The sequence below is a fragment of the Pseudovibrio sp. Ad46 genome (genome assembly GCF_001623065.1).
In the GTDB taxonomy this organism is placed as follows: domain Bacteria; phylum Pseudomonadota; class Alphaproteobacteria; order Rhizobiales; family Stappiaceae; genus Pseudovibrio.
The window spans coordinates 157,043-179,824 of sequence record NZ_LMCG01000005.1 but is presented as its reverse complement, the minus strand read 5'-3'; the positions used below and the strand labels follow the sequence as shown (position 1 = coordinate 179,824).

22 protein-coding genes are annotated in these 22,782 nt (G+C 50.3%); all 22 read right to left on the bottom strand.

The features are described from left to right. Positions 1-181 precede the first annotated feature (181 nt). Positions 182-883, bottom strand: coding sequence for a tRNA (guanosine(46)-N7)-methyltransferase TrmB (gene trmB / locus PsAD46_RS02365; RefSeq protein WP_057463072.1), 702 nt, complete (start codon positions 881-883; stop codon positions 182-184). A 66-nt stretch (positions 884-949) separates the two neighbouring features. Further along, positions 950-2,134 carry a methionine adenosyltransferase gene (metK, locus tag PsAD46_RS02360; RefSeq protein WP_063294307.1) on the bottom strand — a complete coding sequence of 395 codons (1,185 nt, stop codon included), beginning with the start codon at positions 2,132-2,134 and terminating at the stop codon, positions 950-952. 148 nt (positions 2,135-2,282) lie between these two features. Beyond that, positions 2,283-2,693, bottom strand: a complete 411-nt coding sequence (locus tag PsAD46_RS02355) for a helix-turn-helix domain-containing protein (RefSeq protein ID WP_057463247.1) — start codon at positions 2,691-2,693, stop codon at positions 2,283-2,285. A gap of 237 nt (positions 2,694-2,930) precedes the next feature. Continuing rightward, on the bottom strand, positions 2,931-4,541 hold the full coding sequence (gene lnt, locus PsAD46_RS02350; protein ID WP_063306053.1) for an apolipoprotein N-acyltransferase: 1,611 nt from the start codon (positions 4,539-4,541) through the stop codon (positions 2,931-2,933). A gap of 45 nt (positions 4,542-4,586) precedes the next feature. Continuing rightward, on the bottom strand, positions 4,587-5,738 hold the full coding sequence (locus tag PsAD46_RS02345; protein ID WP_082830462.1) for a hemolysin family protein: 1,152 nt from the start codon (positions 5,736-5,738) through the stop codon (positions 4,587-4,589). A gap of 42 nt (positions 5,739-5,780) precedes the next feature. Then, positions 5,781-6,287: an rRNA maturation RNase YbeY gene (ybeY, locus tag PsAD46_RS02340; RefSeq protein ID WP_063294309.1), complete on the bottom strand. Its 507-nt coding sequence runs from the start codon at positions 6,285-6,287 to the stop codon at positions 5,781-5,783. Beyond that, the gene (locus PsAD46_RS02335) at positions 6,284-7,348 is read right to left on the bottom strand and encodes a PhoH family protein (protein ID WP_193776899.1); all 1,065 of its coding nucleotides are present in this window, start codon (positions 7,346-7,348) and stop codon (positions 6,284-6,286) included. Before PsAD46_RS02335 ends, ybeY begins: the two co-directional genes overlap by 4 nt. 90 nt (positions 7,349-7,438) lie before the next feature. Further along, positions 7,439-8,851 carry a tRNA (N6-isopentenyl adenosine(37)-C2)-methylthiotransferase MiaB gene (miaB, locus tag PsAD46_RS02330; RefSeq protein WP_063306052.1) on the bottom strand — a complete coding sequence of 471 codons (1,413 nt, stop codon included), beginning with the start codon at positions 8,849-8,851 and terminating at the stop codon, positions 7,439-7,441. Positions 8,852-9,008: 157 nt separating this feature from the next. Beyond that, a complete protein-coding gene (locus tag PsAD46_RS02325) occupies positions 9,009-9,824 on the bottom strand; it encodes a lysophospholipid acyltransferase family protein (RefSeq protein ID WP_063306051.1) in 816 nt (271 codons plus the stop codon). Between the two features lie 9 nt (positions 9,825-9,833). Then, entirely contained in the window at positions 9,834-10,259 is a 426-nt protein-coding gene (locus PsAD46_RS02320) for a Fur family transcriptional regulator (protein ID WP_057463079.1), read from the bottom strand. A 149-nt stretch (positions 10,260-10,408) separates the two neighbouring features. Continuing rightward, complete coding sequence (gene rimI / locus PsAD46_RS02315) at positions 10,409-10,894, bottom strand: ribosomal protein S18-alanine N-acetyltransferase (protein WP_063303294.1); 486 nt, start codon at positions 10,892-10,894, stop codon at positions 10,409-10,411. Further along, a complete protein-coding gene (gene tsaB / locus PsAD46_RS02310) occupies positions 10,891-11,571 on the bottom strand; it encodes a tRNA (adenosine(37)-N6)-threonylcarbamoyltransferase complex dimerization subunit type 1 TsaB (RefSeq protein ID WP_063306050.1) in 681 nt (226 codons plus the stop codon). Before tsaB ends, rimI begins: the two co-directional genes overlap by 4 nt. Positions 11,572-11,702: 131 nt before the next feature. After that, positions 11,703-12,263, bottom strand: coding sequence for a NifU family protein (locus PsAD46_RS02305; protein WP_057463082.1), 561 nt, complete (start codon positions 12,261-12,263; stop codon positions 11,703-11,705). A 116-nt stretch (positions 12,264-12,379) separates the two neighbouring features. Further along, complete coding sequence (locus PsAD46_RS02300; protein WP_057463249.1) at positions 12,380-12,874, bottom strand: universal stress protein; 495 nt, start codon at positions 12,872-12,874, stop codon at positions 12,380-12,382. A 93-nt stretch (positions 12,875-12,967) separates the two neighbouring features. Further along, positions 12,968-14,272, bottom strand: a complete 1,305-nt coding sequence (hslU, locus tag PsAD46_RS02295; RefSeq protein ID WP_063286338.1) for an ATP-dependent protease ATPase subunit HslU — start codon at positions 14,270-14,272, stop codon at positions 12,968-12,970. Positions 14,273-14,283: 11 nt separating this feature from the next. Next, positions 14,284-15,345: a hypothetical protein gene (locus PsAD46_RS02290; protein WP_057463083.1), complete on the bottom strand. Its 1,062-nt coding sequence runs from the start codon at positions 15,343-15,345 to the stop codon at positions 14,284-14,286. 140 nt (positions 15,346-15,485) lie between these two features. Continuing rightward, positions 15,486-16,034, bottom strand: a complete 549-nt coding sequence (gene hslV / locus PsAD46_RS02285; RefSeq protein WP_057463084.1) for an ATP-dependent protease subunit HslV — start codon at positions 16,032-16,034, stop codon at positions 15,486-15,488. A gap of 124 nt (positions 16,035-16,158) precedes the next feature. Further along, positions 16,159-16,749: an NAD(P)H-dependent oxidoreductase gene (locus PsAD46_RS02280; protein ID WP_057463085.1), complete on the bottom strand. Its 591-nt coding sequence runs from the start codon at positions 16,747-16,749 to the stop codon at positions 16,159-16,161. A gap of 159 nt (positions 16,750-16,908) precedes the next feature. After that, on the bottom strand, positions 16,909-17,514 hold the full coding sequence (locus PsAD46_RS02275; RefSeq protein WP_208980655.1) for an rRNA adenine N-6-methyltransferase family protein: 606 nt from the start codon (positions 17,512-17,514) through the stop codon (positions 16,909-16,911). A gap of 66 nt (positions 17,515-17,580) precedes the next feature. Next, a complete protein-coding gene (dnaJ, locus tag PsAD46_RS02270; RefSeq protein ID WP_057463086.1) occupies positions 17,581-18,708 on the bottom strand; it encodes a molecular chaperone DnaJ in 1,128 nt (375 codons plus the stop codon). Between the two features lie 353 nt (positions 18,709-19,061). Then, positions 19,062-21,017, bottom strand: a complete 1,956-nt coding sequence (gene dnaK / locus PsAD46_RS02265; protein ID WP_275078085.1) for a molecular chaperone DnaK — start codon at positions 21,015-21,017, stop codon at positions 19,062-19,064. Positions 21,018-21,271: 254 nt separating this feature from the next. Continuing rightward, positions 21,272-22,765: an FMN-binding glutamate synthase family protein gene (locus PsAD46_RS02260; RefSeq protein WP_063306049.1), complete on the bottom strand. Its 1,494-nt coding sequence runs from the start codon at positions 22,763-22,765 to the stop codon at positions 21,272-21,274. Positions 22,766-22,782: the final 17 nt, after the last annotated feature.

Below are 22,782 nucleotides of genomic sequence, written 5' to 3'. Positions count from 1 at the left end.
TGAATTTCGACAGTCAGGCATCACTACCGACTTAGCTAATAAAAAAGAGCGGGTCCTTTCGGGGCCCACTCCTCAATGCTCTTAACTGAGCCGATAGAGAACTCTTGCTCTGCAATATAGTCATTTGACCACTGTATGCAACAGAAAATCAAAGATGAGCGCAGACAAAAGCGAGTCCCCTTTAGGTTTTCGTCTCTTGAACCCGTAAAAATGTCAGGTAACGGCCAATTCTACCTTCACGGTGTGCCTTGCGTTCGTACCGCGTACCTGGCCAATTGCTCCATGGTGTACGCCAGTCAGAAGCACATTCGGCACTCCACTCAAAAGCCGGATGCCTGCGACAATGGGACAGCGTCCAATCCACATAGGTGTCGATATCGCTGGCAAATCGATATTCACAGCCCGGCTTTAGAGCACGTGCAATGCGCGTCAGATTGATCTGGTTCACAAAGCGACGCTTCCAATGCTTCTTCTTTGGCCATGGATCTGGGTAAAGCTGATAAGCCATATCCAATGATGCAGCCGGAAGCCAGTCGAGCAACTTACCCGCGTCATCATCAAACAAACGGATATTCTTGAGACCATGCTCTTCAATGCTGGAGACAGCCTTGATAATGCCAGAGCTAAACGGCTCACACCCGATAAATCCGATTTCAGGATTTTCTCTGGCGCGATGAATTAGGTGCTCAGATCCCCCAAAGCCAATTTCAAGACAAACGCTCTTTACTGGGACGGGGAATAACTCTGCCAGATTTTCTGGAGGTGTTTGTGTCAGGTCCAACGCCACTTGTGGCATAACATCCTGAAGCAGCTGCGATTGTCGCGGACTTGCTGGTTTTCCGACGCGGCGGCCGAAAAAAGAGCCTTTGTAGTGATCTACCATCGTTCTCATAAACACAAGCTGGCCAGAGGTCGCCCCGGCCAGCTGTTCATTCTCTAGCGTTAGAGGTTAAGCGTAGGCTTTCTCTACAGCATCACGTAGGTTATGGACAAGGTCGATTTTCTCCCAAGAGAAACCACCATCACCTTCAGCTTCGCGGCCAAAGTGGCCGTAGGCTGCTGTACGTGCGTAGATTGGCTTGTTCAAATTGAGGTGCTCGCGAATACCGCGTGGGGTCAAGCTCATGACTTCACGGATTGCAGCTTCAACGCGCTCGCCTTCAACACGGCCTGTACCATGCAGATTGACGAAGACAGATTGCGGTTCAGCGATACCAATCGCATAAGCCAGCTGAATGGTACACTTGTCTGCCAAATCAGCGGCCACAACGTTTTTCGCGAGATAGCGAGCAGCATATGCGGCAGAGCGGTCAACCTTGGTTGGATCTTTACCCGAGAACGCACCGCCACCGTGTGGAGCTGCGCCACCGTATGTATCCACGATGATCTTACGACCTGTGAGACCACAATCGCCATCAGGACCACCGATAACGAACTTGCCGGTTGGGTTGATGTGCCAGATGGTGTTGCTGGTCACCCAGTCACCCGGCAATGCTGCGCGGATGTACGGTTCGACAACAGCACGCACATCGTCAGAGGTCATGGTTTCATCCAGATGCTGAGTGGACAGCACGATGGACGTTGCCTCTACCGGCTTACCATCCTCATAGCGAATGGAAACCTGGCTCTTCGCATCTGGACCAAGCATCGGCTCGTTGCCAGATTTGCGAGCATCTGCCAGCAAACGCAGGATCTTATGGGAGTATAAGATTGGAGCAGGCATCAACTCTTCAGTTTCGCGACATGCGTAACCAAACATAATGCCCTGATCGCCGGCGCCTTCGTCCTTATTGTCAGCAGCGTCTACGCCCTGAGCAATATCAGCGGACTGGCCATGCAAAAGAACCTGAACCTCCAGGTCTTTCCAATTAAAGCCGGCTTGCTCATACCCGATATCCTTTACAGCAAGGCGGGCAATGTGAGCCAAATATTCTTTTGTGAGAGAGGCCGGGCCGCGGGTCTCACCTGCAATAACAAGCTTATTTGTTGTTGCAAGCGTTTCACACGCTACACGGGCTTCTGGCATTTCCTTTAGAAATGCGTCTACGATCGTATCTGAAACGCGATCGCAGACTTTGTCGGGATGGCCTTCTGAAACCGATTCCGACGTGAACACGTAGTTCTGACGAGCCATTGGCAAACGTCCTTCTGGGAAGAAAAATATAATTGAAGCGACGGCATATCCGTCGCTTCTGGTGTTACATCAAACAAGGAATGTCGATTACGTCAAGAGATTTAGATCAAAATTGCCGGAGAATTGCGAAATTTTACGGATCACAAACTTAATCTTCATCCCCAGCAAGACTCTTGACGAGCTCTACAACCTTTTTGCGAACTTTCGGGTTTTCTATGCGAACGAAAGCCTTGTTGAGAGCTAAACCATCAGAAGATGACAAAAAGTCGACGACGTATGTGGTTTGTGGATTATCACCAACACCAGGCGTCTCATCCGGGGTTCCCGGAGCATCTTCGAAGAAAAAGGCGACAGGCACTTTCAGAATGGTCGCAATGTGCTGCAAGCGGCTTGCACCAATCCGGTTGGTCCCTTTTTCATACTTCTGGATTTGCTGGAATGTAATACCAAGGCTTTCGCCAAGTTTTTCCTGACTCATGCCAAGCATCATGCGGCGCAAACGTACACGGCTGCCGACATGAATATCGATAGGGTTTGGTGCTTTTTTGCTGGGCATTATCAAAGGCCCTCTTCTTTGGTTTTTTACGGTGCCTTACCGTGGGTTTTTATTTAAACGAGAGCGCATTTCAGCAACTCTCGCAAGAACGCAATTCATCAAACCTGCATTTCGACTATTGCCAAAACAACCTCTGACAGAGGCATCGGTGGCAGGCCCATAAGGTTTTTTTGAGGCCAAATCTGACGATCCAGACGAAAACCTTTACGTGTATTAGATGACGACATTTGCGTGCATTCGTCAATCTCTACGGGTAGGTAATAATTTCTCCATCACCAATAGGAGACTAACAACTACTAGAATAATTCCCCAAAAAATTGAATCACCCACCCTCACGTAAGGCGTGGGTCTTAGTATTTTAGGCAATTCACCATTGAAACTACCTTTTTTATTTAGAACAACTTCTGCGAGTATTCTACCATTGGAATCTACTAGACTGGAAATACCAGTATTTGCAGCTCGCACCAACGGCACGCCTTGTTCAACTGCTCTAACTCTTGCCTGTGCCAAATGTTGGTATGGACCTGCTGTTTCGCCAAACCATCCGTCATTCGTTAGATTTACGAGCAAGTTAGGTCGCTCAGATACAGGCAGAACAGTTTGCGGGAAGATTGCCTCATAACAAATCAGGGGCTGGAAACTAAGTGAATTTTTTAAATCTATTTTTTTGTGCCGCGTCCCTGCAGTAAAATCTGCTGGAGCCGGAACAAGGCGCTCCACACCAATGGATTGTAGAAGCCAGCGCTTTGGCAAATATTCCCCGAACGGAACCAGCCGCACTTTGTCATAGATATCTATGAGTGCACCTTCGTCCGACACAACAAAAGTACTGTTAAAAAAGAGATTCCCGTTCTCGGACAGTTCGCGGCGAATACCACCTGTAATCAACATAGTATTTTGGGGAAGCGTGGCTCCGATGGCCTCCAGAGCCCCTGGTTCCTCATCCAGCAGGAATGGAAAAGCTGATTCAGGCCAGAAGATGAGGGTCTCGGTATCCAGTTTCAGCTCGGAAAGCGCCTGCTGTGTTTGCTGAAGATAGAGCGGTAGAAGTCTTTGTCTGTTCTCGGGCTTCCACTTGTCCGCTTGAGGTACATTGGGTTGTATTACCAGCACCTGAAGCCCTTCAACCGCCTGTTGAGGAGCCTGCAACCTATTCGTTCCGTATGCAACCACGCCGGCCCATACCAGCACACACGCGGAGATATAGGCAGCAGCAACCTTACGCCTCTGGTCAATCAGCGCAACAGGCATCGAAAACAGGAACAACACAAGAAAACCGACACCGTAAATTCCCAAGGCAGAGAAGCTCTGCATCAGCGTCAGGTTTTCGGCAAAGGCATAGCCCCACACATTCCATGGAAAGCCTGTGAGCATGTGTCCACGCAGCCAGTTGGAAAGAGCCAAAGCAATCACAAAAAGCAGAATACGAGAGACCCCATGCGTCCAGAATAAGGAAGCCCCGCTCAGCACCAATGACGGGATCAATGCAAGACCACCGGGCAGTATGACCAGCGCGAAAGGGATCATCCAAGCGTAGCTCTTAGCGTCGACGAGAAACGCTTCGGCAATCCAGAACAATCCGATCAGGAAGAACCCGAAGAAAAACGCCCAGGAAACACGAAAGAACGCAAAAAAACGGGTTTTACGGTGATCTACGGTCTGATCCTTTGCTCCATCAAGCAGAAGGATCAATAGTGGCAGCGTCACCCAAAGGATGGGTAAGGCACCGTAGGGAGGGAACGCAAAGGCAGATGCTATTCCCCCTGCAAAAGCAAGAAGTCCGCGTCTCCACCCTGATAATTCCCGAAGACTGCTTATCAGAGTTCGAGACTTATCAATGGCAGAGACCATTCCCCACTCCCGAATGTCATAGGTAAAAATTCAATTTTGTGCTGCTTATTCTGCAGCTTCCGGCCTGCGTGGGCGTATTCTCTGAACTGCCGCGCGTTGATCAACCCGACGCTTGGAAATACGAAGGCGTTTGATGCGGCGCAAGTCAGCATCAATTACTTCGAACTCGAAAGCTGGCAAGGTCTTATCTATGATCAACTCACCACGAACCGGAACCCTGTCCAGAATAGAGAACAGCAAACCACCAAGCGTGTCCACTTCTTCCGTCTGCTCTTCGACGAGCTTGAAATCCGCTCCGAGCTCTTTCTGAAGGTCTTCCAGATCAATTCGAGGGTCAACTACCCAAACACCCGGGCTGACATTCATGATAAGTTCTTCTTCGTCCTTATCATGCTCATCTTCAATGTCGCCGACCACTGTCTCAACGATGTCCTCAAGTGACACGAGGCCGTCGGTTCCGCCGTATTCATCGATCACAAGCGCCATCTGCACACGGGTTACCTGCATCTTCTTCATCAAGTCAGAGGAAGACATGGATGGAGGCACAAAGTGCAGAGGCCGGATCAGGCCTGTTGCGTTCAACGGTGTTGAGAGATCAACACAAGACAAATCGAGCAGCGACTTTTCTTCTGTCGACTTCTCAGAGGAGTTCTTTTCTGGTTTCACCAAAGTCAAAGGCACATCGGTCTTCTTGGCTTTTACAGCCAACTCGACGAAGTAGGACATCAAGTCCTTGATGTGGACCATGCCTCGCGGATCATCCAGATTGTCGTGATAGACAGGCATGCGAGAGTGGCCGGATGCCCTGAACAAGGCCATCACCTGGCCGATTGTCGTTGTATCTTCCACGGCCTCAATATCGGCCCGTGGGATCATGACATCTTCAACTCGAGATTCGCGCATTTGGAGGATGTTTGTCAGCAACTCGCGCTCTTCCTTCGTGAAAGCAGCATCAGCACCTTCACTATCGCGGGCGAGTTCATCTTCCAAATCTTCGCGCAATGAAACAGCCGCGCTTCTTCGGAAACCTCTAAACGGGTTCAGTTTTGATTTCAGCCTGGTCAGGACACCAGGCTTCATCGCTTGTGGCTCAGAGGTATCTTCGGCAACAGCTGTGCCGGTACTACTTGCAGGCTCTGCAGTTTCGGCCTGAGCGGAGGTGCTTGCACCTTCTGTACTTCGAGGTTCCGGGCTCATCTCTCTCTCGTTGTTCCCTGTACTCACCGTGAATACCAGGGGTTATTTATCTGCCGATAATGGCGCATCTTTGTATGGATCGGGGATTTGTAGGCTCGCCAAAATCAGGCGTTCTTCCGCTTCCATTTCTTCCGCTTCCTCATCTATCTGGTGATCATATCCAAAAAGATGAAGGGTTCCATGAACAATAAGATGAATCAGATGGTGTTCAAATGGAATTTCAAGCTCTATAGCTTCGCGCTTTACCGTCTCTTTTGCAATAATAATATCACCTAATAGCGGGCCGAATGGCGGCTCTTCGCTATCGTCTCCCGGAAAAGACAAGACGTTCGTTGGCTTGTCCTTCTCGCGCCACATCTTATTCAGTTCCTGAATATGCGCATCATCGGTGAAGACAAGAGAAACTTCTGTGTTTTCTATTACACTCAGCTCACTTGTTTCAAAAGCGGCGGCGATTGCTTTTTCAGCAATCGCTTCCAATAGTTCTTCACTCTCCCAATCGCCTGCTTCAATCAGCAGGTCGATGTGTACCGGGCAAGCTGTGTTCATTCCTGGGAGCCTTGCTCTTCTTTTTCCTTGGCAGTCTCTTCAGCTTGCCTGCGTTCTTTGGCTTCCAACCGGCGGCGGCTATCATTGTCGTAAGCGCCTACGATACGTGCCACCAGCTCATGACGAACAACATCGCTCTCTGTGAAATCCACGCGAGAGATACCTTCGACGCCACTCAGAATTTTCAAGGCTTCACGTAAGCCGGACATCTGGCCCGGAGGCAAGTCGACCTGACTCGGATCTCCTGTCACGATCATCTTGGAGTTTTCACCCAAGCGCGTCAGGAACATCTTCATCTGCATTGTCGTCGTATTCTGGGCTTCATCGAGAATAACGATCGCGTTGGAGAGCGTACGACCACGCATGAATGCGAGGGGTGCGACTTCAATCATGCCACTTTCCAAGCCACGTTCCAGCTTTTCCGGTGCCATCATCTCGTTGAGGCCATCGTAAAGCGGGCGCAGATACGGATCGACCTTATCCTTCATGTCGCCCGGCAAGAAACCGAGACGTTCGCCAGCTTCAACAGCTGGACGAGACAGGATCATACGATCAATCTCACCACGCTCCAACAATGCAGCAGCGTATGCAACCGCAAGGAAGGTTTTACCTGTACCAGCTGGACCAACGCCAAAGGTAAGGTCAGAACGGTCCATTGCCCGGACGTAAGCATCCTGAGCGGCTGTTCTGGCGACCAATGTTTTGCGGCGCGTGGCGATCTGCGCAAATGCCATACGGGACTTGGGTTCCATCGTTGGCAGAGAAAGCTGCGCTTCAGCAACTTCTGCCAGACGGATTGCGCCATCAACATCACCAGGTGTGATGTCGTGACCACCCTGAAGACGCGTATAAAGTGACTCCAGAGCAAGCTTAGCCTGCTCTGTTGACGTTTTATTGCCGCGAATGGTGACCTGATTGCCGTGTGCGACTGCCTCAACACCCAACCGCTGTTCAATCAGCGCAAGGTTCTGGTCGAACTGACCGAACAGATCGCTCACAAGCCTATTGTCTTCGAATGCCAATACCACATGCATCATATCTGATGCCGCAATGGGGCGCATGGCCGTCCTTGAAGCGGACGTTGTCTGGGCTCTGCCCTTCAAATAATGCCTCCGTTCGCTTTTACGCGAGAATCTGGGAGCATCATGCACCTAAACAAGGCGGCCTTCCAGACTATTTGCGCTGGCAGCGACAATTTCTACTGATCTGATTTCACCATACAGGTCCAACGGCGCATTTACATGAACTGGCTGGAGCCAAGGTGAACGACCTGCAAGTTGACCTTCTCTGCGGCCTTCCTTCTCAAACAGTACATCAATTGTTTTGCCAATCAATGACGCATTGAAGTCTTTTTGCTGGGTGCTGAGCAGATCTTGCAATTCTGCCAGACGCTCGGACTTCACCTGCTCGTCGATCTGCTCTTCCAGTGTTGCACCCGGAGTACCCGGACGCGGGCTGTATTTGAAGGAGAATGCAGAGCCATAGGTGACGCGGCGGATCAGATCCAGAGTGTCTTTGTGATCCTGATCAGTCTCGCCCGGGAAACCAACGATAAAGTCGCCGGAGAGTGCGATATCATCACGGGCTTCGCGAATGCGGTCGATCAGACGGAAGTAGTCATCACGGGTGTGTTTGCGGTTCATTGCCTTCAGGATCGCATCAGATCCAGACTGAACTGGCAAATGCAGATAAGGCATCAGAATATCAAGATCGCGATGAGCTGCAATCAGGCTGTCTTCCATATCCCTTGGGTGAGACGTGGTGTAGCGCAGGCGCTCAATGCCGTCGATCTTTGCCAAGCGGAACAGAAGTTCACCAAGGCCCCATTCACGGCCATCTGGACCTTCACCGTGCCATGCGTTGACGTTCTGGCCGAGCAAGGTCACTTCACGGACACCAGCAGCTGCCAAGCGCTCGGTTTCCATGACAATCTGCTCTACCTTACGGGAGACTTCAGCACCGCGAGTGTAAGGCACCACACAGAAGGTACAGAACTTATCGCAGCCTTCCTGAACAGTCACAAATGCTGTGACACCACGCTTGCGGACTGCTTCCTTGGAAGGTGTCGCGAGGTGCTTGAATTTTTCCTGAATATCAAACTCTGTCTCAACGACCTTTGATCCGTTGGAGGCACGGTTCAGCAGCTCTGGAAGGCGGTGGTAAGACTGCGGGCCAACAACAAGGTCAACAATAGGCGCTCGGCGGGAAATCTCCGCACCTTCAGCCTGAGCGACACAACCAGCGACAGACACCATCATCTGCTTGCCGTCTTTGGCTTTCGCTTCCTTCAGCTTACGAATACGGCCAAGTTCAGAGTAGACCTTTTCTGCCGCCTTCTCACGAATGTGGCAGGTGTTCAGGATAACCAGATCCGCATCATCCGGATTTTCTGTTTTAACGTAACCATCGTTGCTCAGCGCGTCGTTCATACGATCGGAGTCGTAGACGTTCATCTGACAGCCATAGGTCTTGATGAAAACCTTACGGGTCGCTTCGGTTTTGTCGAGCGCCTCCGCAGTGTTTTCGGATTGGCTCTGGTTTTCGTGGTCTACTAGATTATCCATTAAATCCTCAAGTGGATCTGCTGCCGGAGTATCTTCTTTTTCTAATGCCCAGCAATTCGAGCGCACCTGCCTGATTCATCAGCAACGTCAGCTCGTCATTTTCAGAATTTCGGAGAGCTTTACTCTGTTTTACGCCGAAAGAGAAGCCTTGTCTTGATCAGGTTTGAACCTGCTCTTCTTGTTTGGGACCATTTCCCTGCAATGCTTCTATGGTCATCCCTCTGACCTGCTCTTCCAAATCGCGCGTTAAGCGTTTGCGATTAGTTGCTTTTTCAATAGGAACGGGAGTTCCCCATGTCAAATCAACATCTAATCCGCCTTCTTTAATGACAGACCAGAGATGGCCAGCAAGTTCCATGTCGCCGTACCAGGCAACATGAGCGCGCCAGAAACGCCCCATTGGCATGCCTTGCAGGCGCGTATAGGCAATTGAAAGAGGCTGCACATAAGCAACATCTTTTTCACCGACATTCATTGCGTGATGAACGGCACCCACCAGCGCAGATCTGAATGGTAGTACTTCATTGCCATTGCTGGATGTACCTTCGGCAAACAACACCATCGCATCGCCTTGAGCCATGCGCTTAGCGACTTCCTTAGCGACACGACCGGTATCAGTTCTGCGCTGTCGATTGACAAAGACTGTCCGTTGGAGCTTAGCAAACTGACCAAATATCGGCCATCCAGCAACTTCAGACTTAGCGATAAAGCTCAGTGGCTTGGTGCATCCGATAACGACAATATCCAGCCAGGAGCAATGATTGGACGCTACAAGAAGAGGGCGTTCCAACGCCATTTCCCCATGCTGCTGGATGCGCAGTCCAATCAGACGAGACGCGATTTTATGCCAGAGCAGAGGGATTTGCCGCTGAATGGGCCAACCTAACTTCATTGCGACCCACTGAGGGGGAACGAGGGTTAGCGTTAAGAGTGTTAGTGCGGCAAGTATGCAAATTGCTCTGACAGTTGCCATGCACGGCCCCTATTTTTCGTCTAACGGAATACCGTAGAGCTCCAGGCGATGATCAACCAGTTTGAAGCCCAGCTTACGCGCGACTTCTTCCTGCATTTTTTCGATTTCTTCACTGCGGAACTCAATCACGTCGCCCGTGCGCAAATCAATCAGGTGATCGTGGTGTTCATCAGAAACGGTTTCGTATCTGGAGCGGCCATCGCGGAAATCATGACGTTCAATGATACCGGAATCTTCGAAAAGCTTCACTGTGCGGTAAACAGTTGAGATAGAGATCTTCGGATCGATCTTGGAGGCTCTTCTGTAAAGCTCTTCCACATCTGGGTGGTCTTCAGCAGACTGAATTACATCAGCAATCACGCGGCGCTGTTCTGTCATCCGCATACCCTTATGAGCACACATTTCAATCAGCGTCATTTTTTCTTCTGCCGTCATTTGCCCCAATTCCTCAAAATCACACAGGCACCACAGTTCCAGTCTGCGTTGGTATCCTAGCCCTCAAAACTGTGAGAGAAAAGAACCAGTTTCACTGTTACGCGGTTTGAGCGTGAGCTAAAAGCCTCATCTCACATGCGTAGTGTCGCTTAAACGAGATCGCAACGCATAACAAGCGCTGTTCCACTGCCTTCGCTAGCCGCATAATACGCTTTTCTTTCTCCAACCTGCTTGAAGCCCAAGTTTTTATAAAGCCTCAATGCGGAGCTGTTCGTGTCATCCACTTCCAAGAACAGTGCTTCGGTACGATCAGAGTAAAGCTGGAAGATGGCGGCTTCCATAAGTTTCCGCCCTATCCCCTTTTTTTGATGCTTCGGGGAGACTGCAATAGTCAAGACTTCGGCCTCACCTGCAATCGAACGGATCACGACAAAGCCCAGATCGGCTTTTCCAGTCACACCAGATGTGCGGGCAGACAGGAAGAAAACGCCTTTTTGCTCAAAGATTGCGGCAAGTTCTGCTGTACCCCAATTCAGCTTGAAGCACTCGGCATGAAGTTTCGCCAGTTTAGGCAGGTCGTCTTTCTCAGCACGCTCGATAACCGGCGGCTTTTCTGATGTCCACCAGGACTTCATTGACGACGAACCTTTCCTTTCTCACCCGGAATAGCATCAGGAGCCCGAAGGTAGAGTGGCATCGGAGCTTTATCCTGACGCTTTGCACCTTTACCGAGCTTTGCGATGTAGTCAATCGATGCAGCAGCGGCATCATTGCAAACGCGAGACTTATCTACGCCTGCAGCATTGGCGACAGCCTGTGCAGCAGAGCCTGCCAGATTGGTCTCAGCATCGAGACTGTGTGCCAGGTCCTTGACGGTTGAAACTCGGGCCTCTCCAATCGGAGCACCAGTTTCATCAAACTTTTGGCAGTAGACTTCATTACGACGCGCATCGAGAACCACCAAAATTGGTTTTCTGACGGGAGCTGCGTCCAAAGTCTCGTGTGCGATTGCAGCCAATGTTGTGACCGAGACAACAGGCTTTTCGAGAACGAGACCAAACCCACGCGCAATGGAAAGACCGACACGCAGACCTGTAAAACTACCCGGACCAACATTTACAACAATGCGGTCCAGTGAGTTAAACGTTGTCGAGGAGTCCGTCATGACACTCGCAACCATGCCCATAATGCGTTCGGCATGACCTCGTCCGAGATCTTCGCATTGGGAGACAATATCCGGCGTACCGCCTTCATCGGTTAAAACGGCGGCAGCACAGGTACTTAGTGCGGTATCAATAGCAAGCAACTTCATAAGTTCGGCTTATCGTTAGGGCAGCTGGTTGTCGAGCAACCAATTCGTTTAACACCCGGAGTATTTTTTGGCCTTGCAGCAAAAAGGGCAGCTGGTGCTGCCCTGTTTCAGAAGATTTACATTAGCAGAAACTACATCTGTCTAACTTCTTGAACTTCTGGGATGAAATGCCGCATCAGGTTCTGAATGCCATGGCTCAGTGTCGCTGTTGAGGATGGGCAACCTGCACAGGCGCCGCGCATGCTCAAATAAACGATACCCTCACGATATCCCCTGAATGTTATGTCACCACCATCTTGAGCAACTGCAGGGCGTACGCGGGTCTCGAGGAGCTCTTTGATCATGGTTACGGTTTCTTCGTCTTCTGCGTCGAAGAACTCTTCTCCTGTATCGCCATCACCAGCTTCCTCACCTTTCAGGATCGGGGTGTTGGCCATGAAGTTTTCCATGATCGCACCAAGAATGGCCGGGCGCATATGCTGCCAGTCAGTCTCATCCTTGGTTACGGTGATAAAGTCATGACCAAAAAAGATGCCAACAACGCCTGGAATAGTAAAAAGCTTCTCCGCCAGCGGCGATATTGTGGCTTCTCCTGCCGAGCGAAAATCGCGTGTGCCTTCCGACAAGACTACGCGGCCAGGCAAAAACTTGAGAGTTGCCGGATTTGGTGTCGCTTCGGTCTGAATGAACATGGTTTTGTTTCCGATTTTTATGCCAAAGAGCTTTCGCAAGCAGTCGCAGCACAGTTTACACTACTTAACGCTTCAGCAATGACTGTTTTCAAGTTCTATATGATAGGTAAACCTGATCAGGCAAGAGCATCTAGTGCATCATCGTCCAAATTACCTGGTACGATGGTCGTCGGAATCGGGAATGTTCCTGCCGATTTGCCCGCAATGGATGAAACAAGAGGCCCTGGGCCTTCTTTGCTGGTTCCTGCTGCCAATACAAGAATCGCAATGTCTGCATCTTCTTCAATCAGGTCAATGATCTCATCTGACTGGTGACCTTCGCGCACAACCAGCTCTGGCTCTGTCCGTGCAGCAGCTCTCACCTTTTCGGCAGCTTTGGCTAAAATGGTGTCTGCATTATCACGCGCTTCCTGGCGCATAATATCCTCAACCCCTAGCCAATGCTGGAAGTTTCCGGGTGCAATGACAAAGAGCAAGAGAACGACGCCGCCGGTACGGGCCGCACGCTTTGAGGCATAAACGATGGCTCGACCACATTCTGGAGTGTCATCGACTACAACCAGAAACTTTCGGTCGTGACCTTCTTCATTACTTTTGCGAATAGCTACCATGTCGGCATGCTGCCACTTGAGGTGGTATGCGGCAAGTATTTTTCCTTGCCACATTCCGTTAGGTTTTCTTTTTCCGACTGATTTTTTCGTCAGTTAGAGGATGAACTGAGACAAATCGACATTCTTGGCCAGTTCACTCACATTCGACTTCACGTAGGCTGCATCAATTGTGACCTGCTCACCAGACTTGTCTGGTGCGACGAAGGAAATCTCATCCAGCACGCGCTCCATCACAGTCTGCAAGCGGCGAGCCCCAATGTTTTCGACCGTCGCATTCAAATCAACAGCAACTGTCGCAATCTCGTCGATTGCGTCCTCGGTAAATTCGATGCTCACGCTTTCCGTCGCCATCAATGCAACATATTGCTTGATCAGGCTGGCTTCGGTTTCTGTCAGGATCTTGACAAAATCTTCTTTCGTCAACGCTTTCAGCTCAACACGGATCGGAAGCCGACCCTGAAGTTCAGGCAGAAGGTCTGATGGTTTTGACACATGGAATGCACCAGATGCGATGAACAGAATGTGGTCTGTTTTCACCGGGCCATGTTTTGTTGAAACAACAGTACCCTCGATCAGTGGCAGCAAGTCACGCTGAACGCCTTCACGGGAAACATCGCCACCATTACGGCCATCTTTCCCGCAGATTTTGTCGATCTCATCGAGGAAAACGATGCCGGAGTTTTCAACCAGCTCGATGGCCTCTTGAACAACCTTCTCTTCATCGAGAAGCTTGTCGGACTCCTCTGCCAGAAGAAGCTTGTGGCTATCTTTGACGTTTGTGCGCTTCGGCTTGGTCTGACCGCCAAATGCCTTACCCAGCATGTCAGAGATATTCATGACACCGACGCTGCCCCCTGGCATGCCAGGAATATCGAAGCTTGGCATCTGTGGGTTGGCACGCACCTCAACTTCAATTTCTTTGTCGTCGAGGTCACCTTCGCGCAGCTTCTTGCGGAATGTATCACGGGTGGCCGGGCTTGCATTGTTGCCGACCAATGCATCCAGAACACGCTCTTCAGCAAGAACATGTGCTTTTGCTTCGACTTCTTTGCGGCTTTGCTCACGCACAAGTGCGATGCTGGATTCGACCAGATCACGAACGATCTGCTCTACATCACGGCCAACGTATCCCACCTCGGTAAACTTGGTTGCTTCAACTTTTGTGAAAGGAGCATTCGCAAGCTTAGCAAGGCGACGAGAGATCTCAGTTTTACCAACACCGGTTGGGCCAATCATGAGAATGTTCTTTGGCTGAACTTCTTCGCGCAGCTCTTCATCCAACTGCTGACGACGCCATCTGTTGCGCAGTGCAATTGCCACTGCGCGTTTCGCGTCATGCTGGCCGATGATATAGCGATCGAGTTCACTAACGATTTCCCGAGGAGAGAAATTTGTCATTTTCTTACTTTCTAGTTCCGGATAGGTGGCAGATATGTAGTGAGTGTGGTTCCTGCAAGAGGGCGCATAACGATCCGTCGCGCCACGTTCCAGCCTGAACCGAGTAGCAAAACAAAACTCCCAAGTAATACAAGGGAGATAGCAGTTAGCTGCGATGCAGAAAAGTCGGCAGACTCCAGCAAATAGGCTAATGCGAAGCCTAGGTAACTCAGCGCTGCAACCAGCATTGCACGACGGTCGATGATGAGAGCGACCGCACCAAATGCCAGGACAACAGCAATGGAGACCAAGGCATAAGCTTCTGTCTGCTGTTCAAAGTACATTCCACTCAAGATGGAATGAACGATAAGCGGGGCAGCAAGCAGGTGAAGCCAAAAGGCCTTGTCTGTGTTGAGTGTTTCCCGCTTGGTGTCTTTGGTGTCAAAATACATCGCGCAACCGAATGCAAACAGACCGCAGACCAGCGAAACCCAGGACAGATAATCAAGAATTTTCGTGTCAGTCACTAGTGTCAATGCGCCTACGATCAAGCCCATGATCCCCGCAACAATGACGGTCAGTGTTATTGGCACCTTAAAGCGCCAGTAAAACAACGAAGCGCCCACTAAAGCGAAGATGGAACTCAGAATGACCTGAATGGCTTCGGAGTCGTTGTTCAGAACATCAGGTGTGAACAGGCCAAATCCAACAAGCGCAATTGAACCTCCAAACAATCCTGTCAGTAAAATTGAAGGAAGCGCGAGCTTCTTGATCTTGGTAAACCATTCAGCCAGCACCCATGTGATGATGGCAGCTGCGCCAGCAACAGCAGCTGTAGGAAGCCCGCCTTGAGTGAGCGTGTCCCCAAACCCAACACCGTAGCCAGCAAAAAGAATTAGGATACCAAGGCTAATGAAAATATCATGAAAGCCGCGTGTAAACCGAACTTCTTCCGGATCATGGAGGCTATCAGTCGTTTGTTGGTTCTGAATGTTTTCTGCTTGAAGAGATAAATAGGAGACGAGCTTATCAGCTTGATCTGCGCTGATAATTCCTGCGGAGATGGCTCCAGTAAGAGATGCTCTTGATATCATCAGTTCCTCGTCAAATCCAAATGGAACATTAAAAGCTTCAAGTATCCTTGGCTTAGCAAATTAAGCTGATCTAAAAGTGTCTTGAACGCAGAACTGGAGATCGAAAATTATTGATCTCCAGTCGTATCTTGTCGCTATCCTTACTCTTCGTCGAGCACTTCGACGGTAACGTTGCTGTTTGTGTAGACGCAGATGTCTGCTGCGATTGTCATGGACTTGCGGCAAACCTCTTCTGCGGTCAGGTCCATATCAACCAGTGCACGTGCTGCGGACAGCGCGAAATTGCCACCGGAGCCGATACCCATCACACCATTTTCCGGCTCAAGCACGTCGCCGGTACCTGTCAGCACCAGAGAATGCTTTTTGTCGGCAACCAGCATCATGGCTTCCAGACGGCGAAGGTAGCGGTCTGTACGCCAGTCTTTTGCCATCTCAACGCATGCACGCATCAACTGGTCAGGGTATTGCTCAAGCTTGGCTTCAAGGCGCTCAAACAGCGTGAACGCATCAGCAGTCGCGCCTGCAAAGCCGGCAATAACCTTACCGCCTGCCAGTGGGCGGACCTTACGTGCAGTGCCTTTAATGACCGTTGATCCAAGAGACACCTGACCATCTCCAGCAATTACGACTTTGCCGCCCTTGCGCACGGTCAAGATGGTTGTGCCGTGCCACTGTTCAGGTTCACTCATTCATTTTTCTCCAGAGTTCTATCGGCAACGGAGCAAACTCCCGCGCAACTCAATTTCAAATTTGTGTCTGCGGTATTATGTATGTAGTCCTTGCCGCATTGCCAATGCAGCAAGCCAAAAAAACTCAGTTATCCTGTAGCTTTACGTGACTTGCCTCACTGACGAAGCGGTCAACAAGCTTATGCAATCGCTTGATCTGATGGTCTTTTGTAAGGTCGCCATTTTCATCAAAGGACTTGCCCGCAAAATTAATAGAGACCATTTCTGGCAGGACAAGGCACCCTAAAGACACTTCCATGATCGTTCTCAGGTGCATGAGACCTCTCAAAGAGCCATGCGCACCGGGAGAAGCCCCGCCGACAGCATAGATCGACTTGTGGAAGAGCTGAAGCGGTTCTTCCTCTGGCAACTGGATGCGACTGATCCAGTCCAGTGTATTCTTCAGCAATGGGGTGATTGAGGAGTTGTATTCCGGGCTGGCTATGAAGATCCCATGATGGGTCTCAATGAGCTTCCTGAGCTTGAATGTATTTTCAGGGATACCTGTATCATCTTCGAGGTCACCATCGTAAATAGGCAGAGGATAGTCGGCGAGGCTGATTGTGGTTACTTCTGCATTGGCGATCGTCAGGTGTTTCGCCATCAGCTCTGCCAGCATTTTATTGTAGGATCCCTTGCGGGTTGAACCTGAAAAAACGAGTATCTTTGGCTTCATAGGGCTATCCTCACGACATGGCTCTGCAACCTCTCGTTCAAGAGCTGCATGATCTCTGGTAAAGTCGGCACGAAGAGTACCCTATACTACCCAAGCGTAAGGTTTATGGAAGATGTGTGTTTTTAGGTGATTGACCGCTAAACGCCTGCCTTTGAGAAATCAAAAGGGCTTTCGGAAAATCCAGACACGAGCTGGCGGAATATTCTTCACGATCCATCCGGTTTTCGACCAGCTGAACATTTTGGATTTCAGTGTTACCGGAGACGCGAAGGAATAAGAGAATTGGATGAAGGGAGCACCGGGCCTCATAAGAGCGAAGGCATCACGAATGCACTTTAAGCGAAACTCCATCGGTCTGGACACAAGTGGCAAGCTCGAAACCACAGCACACAGTGAGTTTGGCGCGATATGCTCAAGGCTGGGACGCATGTTGTAAGCGTCACCTTGAACCACGTTCAATCCTTCAAACTTGTCACTGAGATGCTCGCAGAAGTCTGTGCTGTACTCCAAGCAGGTAAGACGGTCTTTAGAGATACCTGCTTCAAGAATAGCTTTTGTGACCGGGCCTGTGCCAGGTCCCAACTCTAAAACCGGATTATTTGACTCAACGGGAACGAATTCTGCCATTCTCTGGGCGAGAACAGGGCCTGACGGGGCGACCGCTCCGGTCGTGAGTGGTGCTTCCACCCACGCCCGAAGAAATTTGGAAGGCTCACGAAATTTGTTCAAGGCATTTTCTGCCCGTGACCTCGTTTCGTGAAACATTCAACTCTCCGTAGCATCAACAAAGGGTACTACTGAGATATTACTGATTGGTGGCAATTTAAAGAGCTATGCCTTGAAATTCTCCAAAAAATCTTTTGCCTTTGCAAAAAAGCCAGTAGATTCCGGATGATTTTCTCCAGAGGATTCACCTTCAAATTCTGAAAGAAGCTCTTTCTGCCTCTTCGTAAGATTTGCTGGTGTCTCCACGGCAACTTGAATATACATGTCGCCCTTCTGGCTAGACCGCATAATCGGCATGCCTTTACCGCGCAGTCTGAACTGCTTTCCGGTCTGAGTGCTCTCAGGAACTTTCACTCGCGCTGTATTGCCATCCAATGCCGGAACTTCGAACTGACCACCCAGAGCAGCAGTTGTCATTGAAATTGGCACGCGGCAGAAGATGTCAGCACCGTCACGCTGGAAGAACTCATGCGGACGAATGGACAGGAAGATGTAAAGATCGCCTGCGGGACCACCGCGAGCACCGGCTTCACCTTCGCCTGACAAGCGAATACGCGTGCCATCTTCGATGCCTGACGGAATATTCACGGAGAGCGTGCGCTCTTTCGTTGTCCGGCCAGTACCGCCACAGCTGTCACATGGATCTGTAATGATCTCACCACGACCCTGACAGGTCGGACAGGTACGTTCCATGGTGAAGAAGCCCTGAGCCGCTCTGACACGCCCAGCACCGCCACAGGTTGGACAGGTGGACGGACGGGTTCCGGACTTTGCGCCGGAGCCACTGCACGGCTCACATGTTACTGAGGTTGGAACCTCGATCTCGACAGACTTACCTTCGTAAGCTTCTTCAAGAGAGACTTCCAAGTTGTAGCGCAGATCTGCGCCGCGTTCACGACCAGAACCACGACGTCCACCACCGCCACCAAAGAACTCATCGAAGATGTCTGCCATGGAGGAAGCAAAGTCGCCCGGACCTGCTCCGCCGCCACCACCAAAGCCGCCGTTTTCAAAGGCTGCATGGCCAAATCGATCGTAGGCAGCGCGCTTTTGCGGGTCTTTCAGGGTTTCGTAAGCTTCGCTTACTTCCTTAAAGTTTGCTTCCGCTTCATCATTACCAGGGTTTCGGTCAGGATGGAATTTCATCGCGAGTTTGCGATAAGCGCTCTTAAGTGCCTTTTCGTCGACCTCCCGTGCTACCCCCAGCACCTCATAGTAGTCGCGTTTAGACATTATGAAATAAGCTCCAAAGACGTGATGTCTATTTGCGTTTTGAAGCCTCAGGAGAACATCAGCTCAGTCTGAGGTCACTGTGGGCAGTCGAGTTTAATTCTTGCTTCGCAACGAACTCACTCGTGAACTGCACTCATCTTCAAAACAAAACTGTTTACTGTTCAGTCGGTGATTGAGGTGCAGCTTTAAGCGCAGCGCACACATTACCAACTACCCATATGTAGGAAGCAGCTCTCTCAAATGCAATTGCACCCAAAAGGTTCTCTTCGACTAAAATCTTCCATACAGTCGGGAAATACTTGAATAAAGTTTACCTCGCAAGCCCATAGGAGCTTGCGAGGTAAAAGTATTAGTTAGCTGGACTTTTTGTCGTCGTCGCGAACTTCTTCGAAGTCTGCGTCAACCACATCGTCAACTGGCTTTGGTTCACCATCGTCTTCAGCACCCTCTCCGGCTTCTTCTGCCTGAGCGTCCTTGTACATAGCTTCGCCAAGTTTCATGGAAACTTCTGCAAGAGACTGGGTTTTCGCAGTGATATCTTCCAGATCTTCACCTTCCAGAGACACCTTCAATGCAGCCAAAGCGCCTTCGATTGCAGACTTGTCTTCGTCTGAAACCTTATCGCCGTACTCTTTGACGGATTTCTCTGTTGAATGGTGAAGTGCTTCACCCTGGTTTTTGGCTTCAACCAGATCCTTACGCTTCTTATCGTCTTCAGCGTGAGATTCTGCGTCTTTCACCATCTGCTCAATGTCAGCGTCGGACAGACCACCAGATGCCTGAATACGGATCTGTTGCTCTTTACCTGTGCCTTTATCGGTTGCAGACACGTTTACGATACCGTTGGCATCAATATCAAAGGCTACTTCAACCTGTGGGACGCCGCGAGGTGCTGGTGGGATGCCAACCAGATCGAACTGACCGAGGATCTTGTTGTCCGCAGCCATTTCACGCTCGCCCTGGAAGACACGGATGGTCACTGCAGTCTGATTGTCTTCAGCTGTAGAGAACACCTGGCCCTTCTTGGTAGGGATTGTGGTGTTGCGATCGATCAGACGTGTGAACACGCCACCAAGGGTTTCGATGCCGAGGGACAGTGGAGTAACATCGAGAAGCAGAACGTCTTTAACATCACCTTGCAGAACGCCAGCCTGAATTGCCGCGCCCATTGCAACAACTTCATCAGGGTTTACGCCCTTATGAGGTTCTTTGCCGAAGAATTGCTTAACAATTTCCTGAACCTTAGGCATGCGAGTCATGCCACCGACGAGAACAACCTCGTCGAGTTCACCAGCTGCAAGGCCTGCGTCTTTAAGAGCCGCTTTCATTGGAGCAACAGTACGCTGAACCAGATCGTCAACGAGTTGCTCAAACTTAGCGCGGGTCAGTTTAAGGGTAAGGTGCTTAGGACCAGAAGCATCTGCTGTGATGAACGGCAGGTTGATTTCGGTCTGGGATGCGGAGGACAGCTCAATTTTTGCTTTTTCAGCTGCTTCTTTCAAGCGCTGCAATGCGAGCTTGTCGTTCTTAAGGTCGATGCCCTGCTCTTTTTTGAACTCACTCGCAAGGTAGTCAACCAGACGCATGTCAAAATCTTCACCACCGAGGAAGGTGTCACCGTTGGTGGACTTCACTTCAAATACGCCATCGCCGATTTCCAGTACGGAAACGTCGAAGGTACCGCCGCCAAGATCGTAAACCGCAATGGTTTTACCGTCGTTCTTGTCCATGCCGTATGCAAGAGCAGCGGCGGTTGGTTCGTTGATGATACGCAGAACTTCAAGACCAGCGATCTTACCAGCATCTTTAGTTGCCTGACGCTGAGCATCGTTGAAGTATGCAGGTACCGTGATAACAGCCTGAGTAACAGTCTCACCCAAGAAGCTCTCAGCGGTTTCTTTCATCTTTTGCAGAATGAACGCGGAAACCTGAGATGGGGAGTACTTTTCACCTTCAGCCTCTACCCATGCGTCGCCGTTGTCAGCTTCAACAATCTCGTATGGAACCAGCTTTTTGTCTTTTGCGACTGTTGGATCATCAAAGCGACGACCAATGAGACGCTTAACAGCAAACAGGGTGTCTGTTGGGTTGGTTACAGCCTGGCGTTTCGCTGGCTGACCTACAAGCTTCTCACCATCGTCAGAAAACGCAACCATAGAAGGGGTAGTACGCGCACCTTCTGCGTTCTCGATTACTTTGGCGTCCTTGCCGTCCATTACAGATACGCACGAATTTGTCGTGCCGAGGTCGATACCGATGACCTTTGCCATGTTTTTAACTCTCCTTTCGGCAGACCGCCCGAACCCCAAAGGCCTTCGGATAATGTCGGATCAGCATCCGACCGGTCCCCAATACATTGCACTTGCGTGAGTTGTCGCAAACACGCAAGAAAACTTCAATTGGCTATATAAGAGGGGTCCCCTGCCCCTGCAAGGGACAGGACCCGATATATCGACACAAGATCTACCCGAAGCCATTTTCTGAGTTAAGAAATTGAACTTTTCTTTGGAAAACCACAGAAAACACCTCCATTGCATCCCGGTTTTCTGCGTAACCCTCATTTCTAAGAGGGTGTTTGTGGATAGAGCTCTTCAAGAGAGACGGAGTGTCCACTTTCCTGGACGATGCGCACGTGCTCTCGTGAAAGCTGCCTTGCAGCATCGACCCCACACGCATGAGCAATCATATCAACCTCCATCCGCACGCTATGACAATAAGCAGCGACTCGGTGGCTCTTTTCTGTTGGGTCAAGACCAGTCTGAAGTGCTTTATTATGGGTGGTGATACCTGTCGGACAGGTATTTTTGTTACACCGCATTGCTTGGATACAGCCCAGTGCGAACATGAAGCCCCTAGCAGTTACTACAAAATCAGCCCCTGAACATAACACTAGGGCAACGGCGGACGGGATAATTCGCTTTCCAGAAACAATGATACGGATACGGTCACGCAGATCATGCTTTCGCAAGACATGATCGACAATTGGAAGTGCCTCAGAGATCCTTAGACCTACGTTGTCCATGAGAGGCATTGGCGCTGCACCCGTACCACCATCTGCCGAATCGATTGTGATAAAGTCAGGTGCATGCTCGATCCCACGATGGTTGATTTCACGACAGAGCTCTTCCACCCAAGCGCTTGAGCCGATCACTGTCTTGAAACCTACAGGCTTCTTGGCAATGCTGCGGACGCGGCTGATGAAGTCTAAGAGCTCACCCGTATTGCTGATCTCAGGATGACGATTTGGAGCGTGAGATGGTTGCCCGACTTTGAGCCCACGAATTTCTGCGATCTCAGGTGTCACCTTTCCACCAGGCAAGAGACCACCTTTTCCGGGTTTTGCGCCTTGAGCGAGTTTGATCTCGACCATTTTGACCTGAGCGTTGTCCGTTATTTTTTTCAGCTTGTCTTCATTGAGCGTGGAGTCATCATTCCGGCAACCATTTTTTGCTGTCCCCATTTGAAAGACAATGTCAGCACCACCTTCTAAATGGTACGGAGATAAGCCACCTTCTCCAGTATTCATCCAGCACTTTGCCATCTTTGCACCTCGCGAGAGGGCGAGAACCGCAGGACGGGAAATTGCACCGTAACTCATGCCAGAGATATTAAAATAACTGGGTGGCACATATGGATTTTCGACATAGGGACCAATGAGAAGCGGTTCTGGTTCGTCGATCTCCTTCTCCAGTTTTGCAAAAGGAGCATTCACAAACAGCGCTGTTCCCGGCAAGTTGAGGTTTTTTGTGGACCCGAATGCCATTGTGTTGCCTTCAGCCTTGGATGCGCGATCTATCCAAGTGCGCTCAGCACGATTGAACGGCATTTCCTCTCTATCCATTGCAAAGAAGTACTGGCGGAAGAATTCACCTAAATACGCGAAGAGTGATCGGAAGCGGCCCACAACAGGGTAATTATGCCGAATCGCGTCTTTGTGTTGGCGGCGATCAACTACATAAAGAACGATGGCTACAATGACCGCGAGCAGAATTAGGAGTGAAACAAATGCTGCAAAAATATTTAGTACAGCCGAAAGCAGTGGAGGTAGAAGGTGCATTTGTGGTTCTCCTTAAC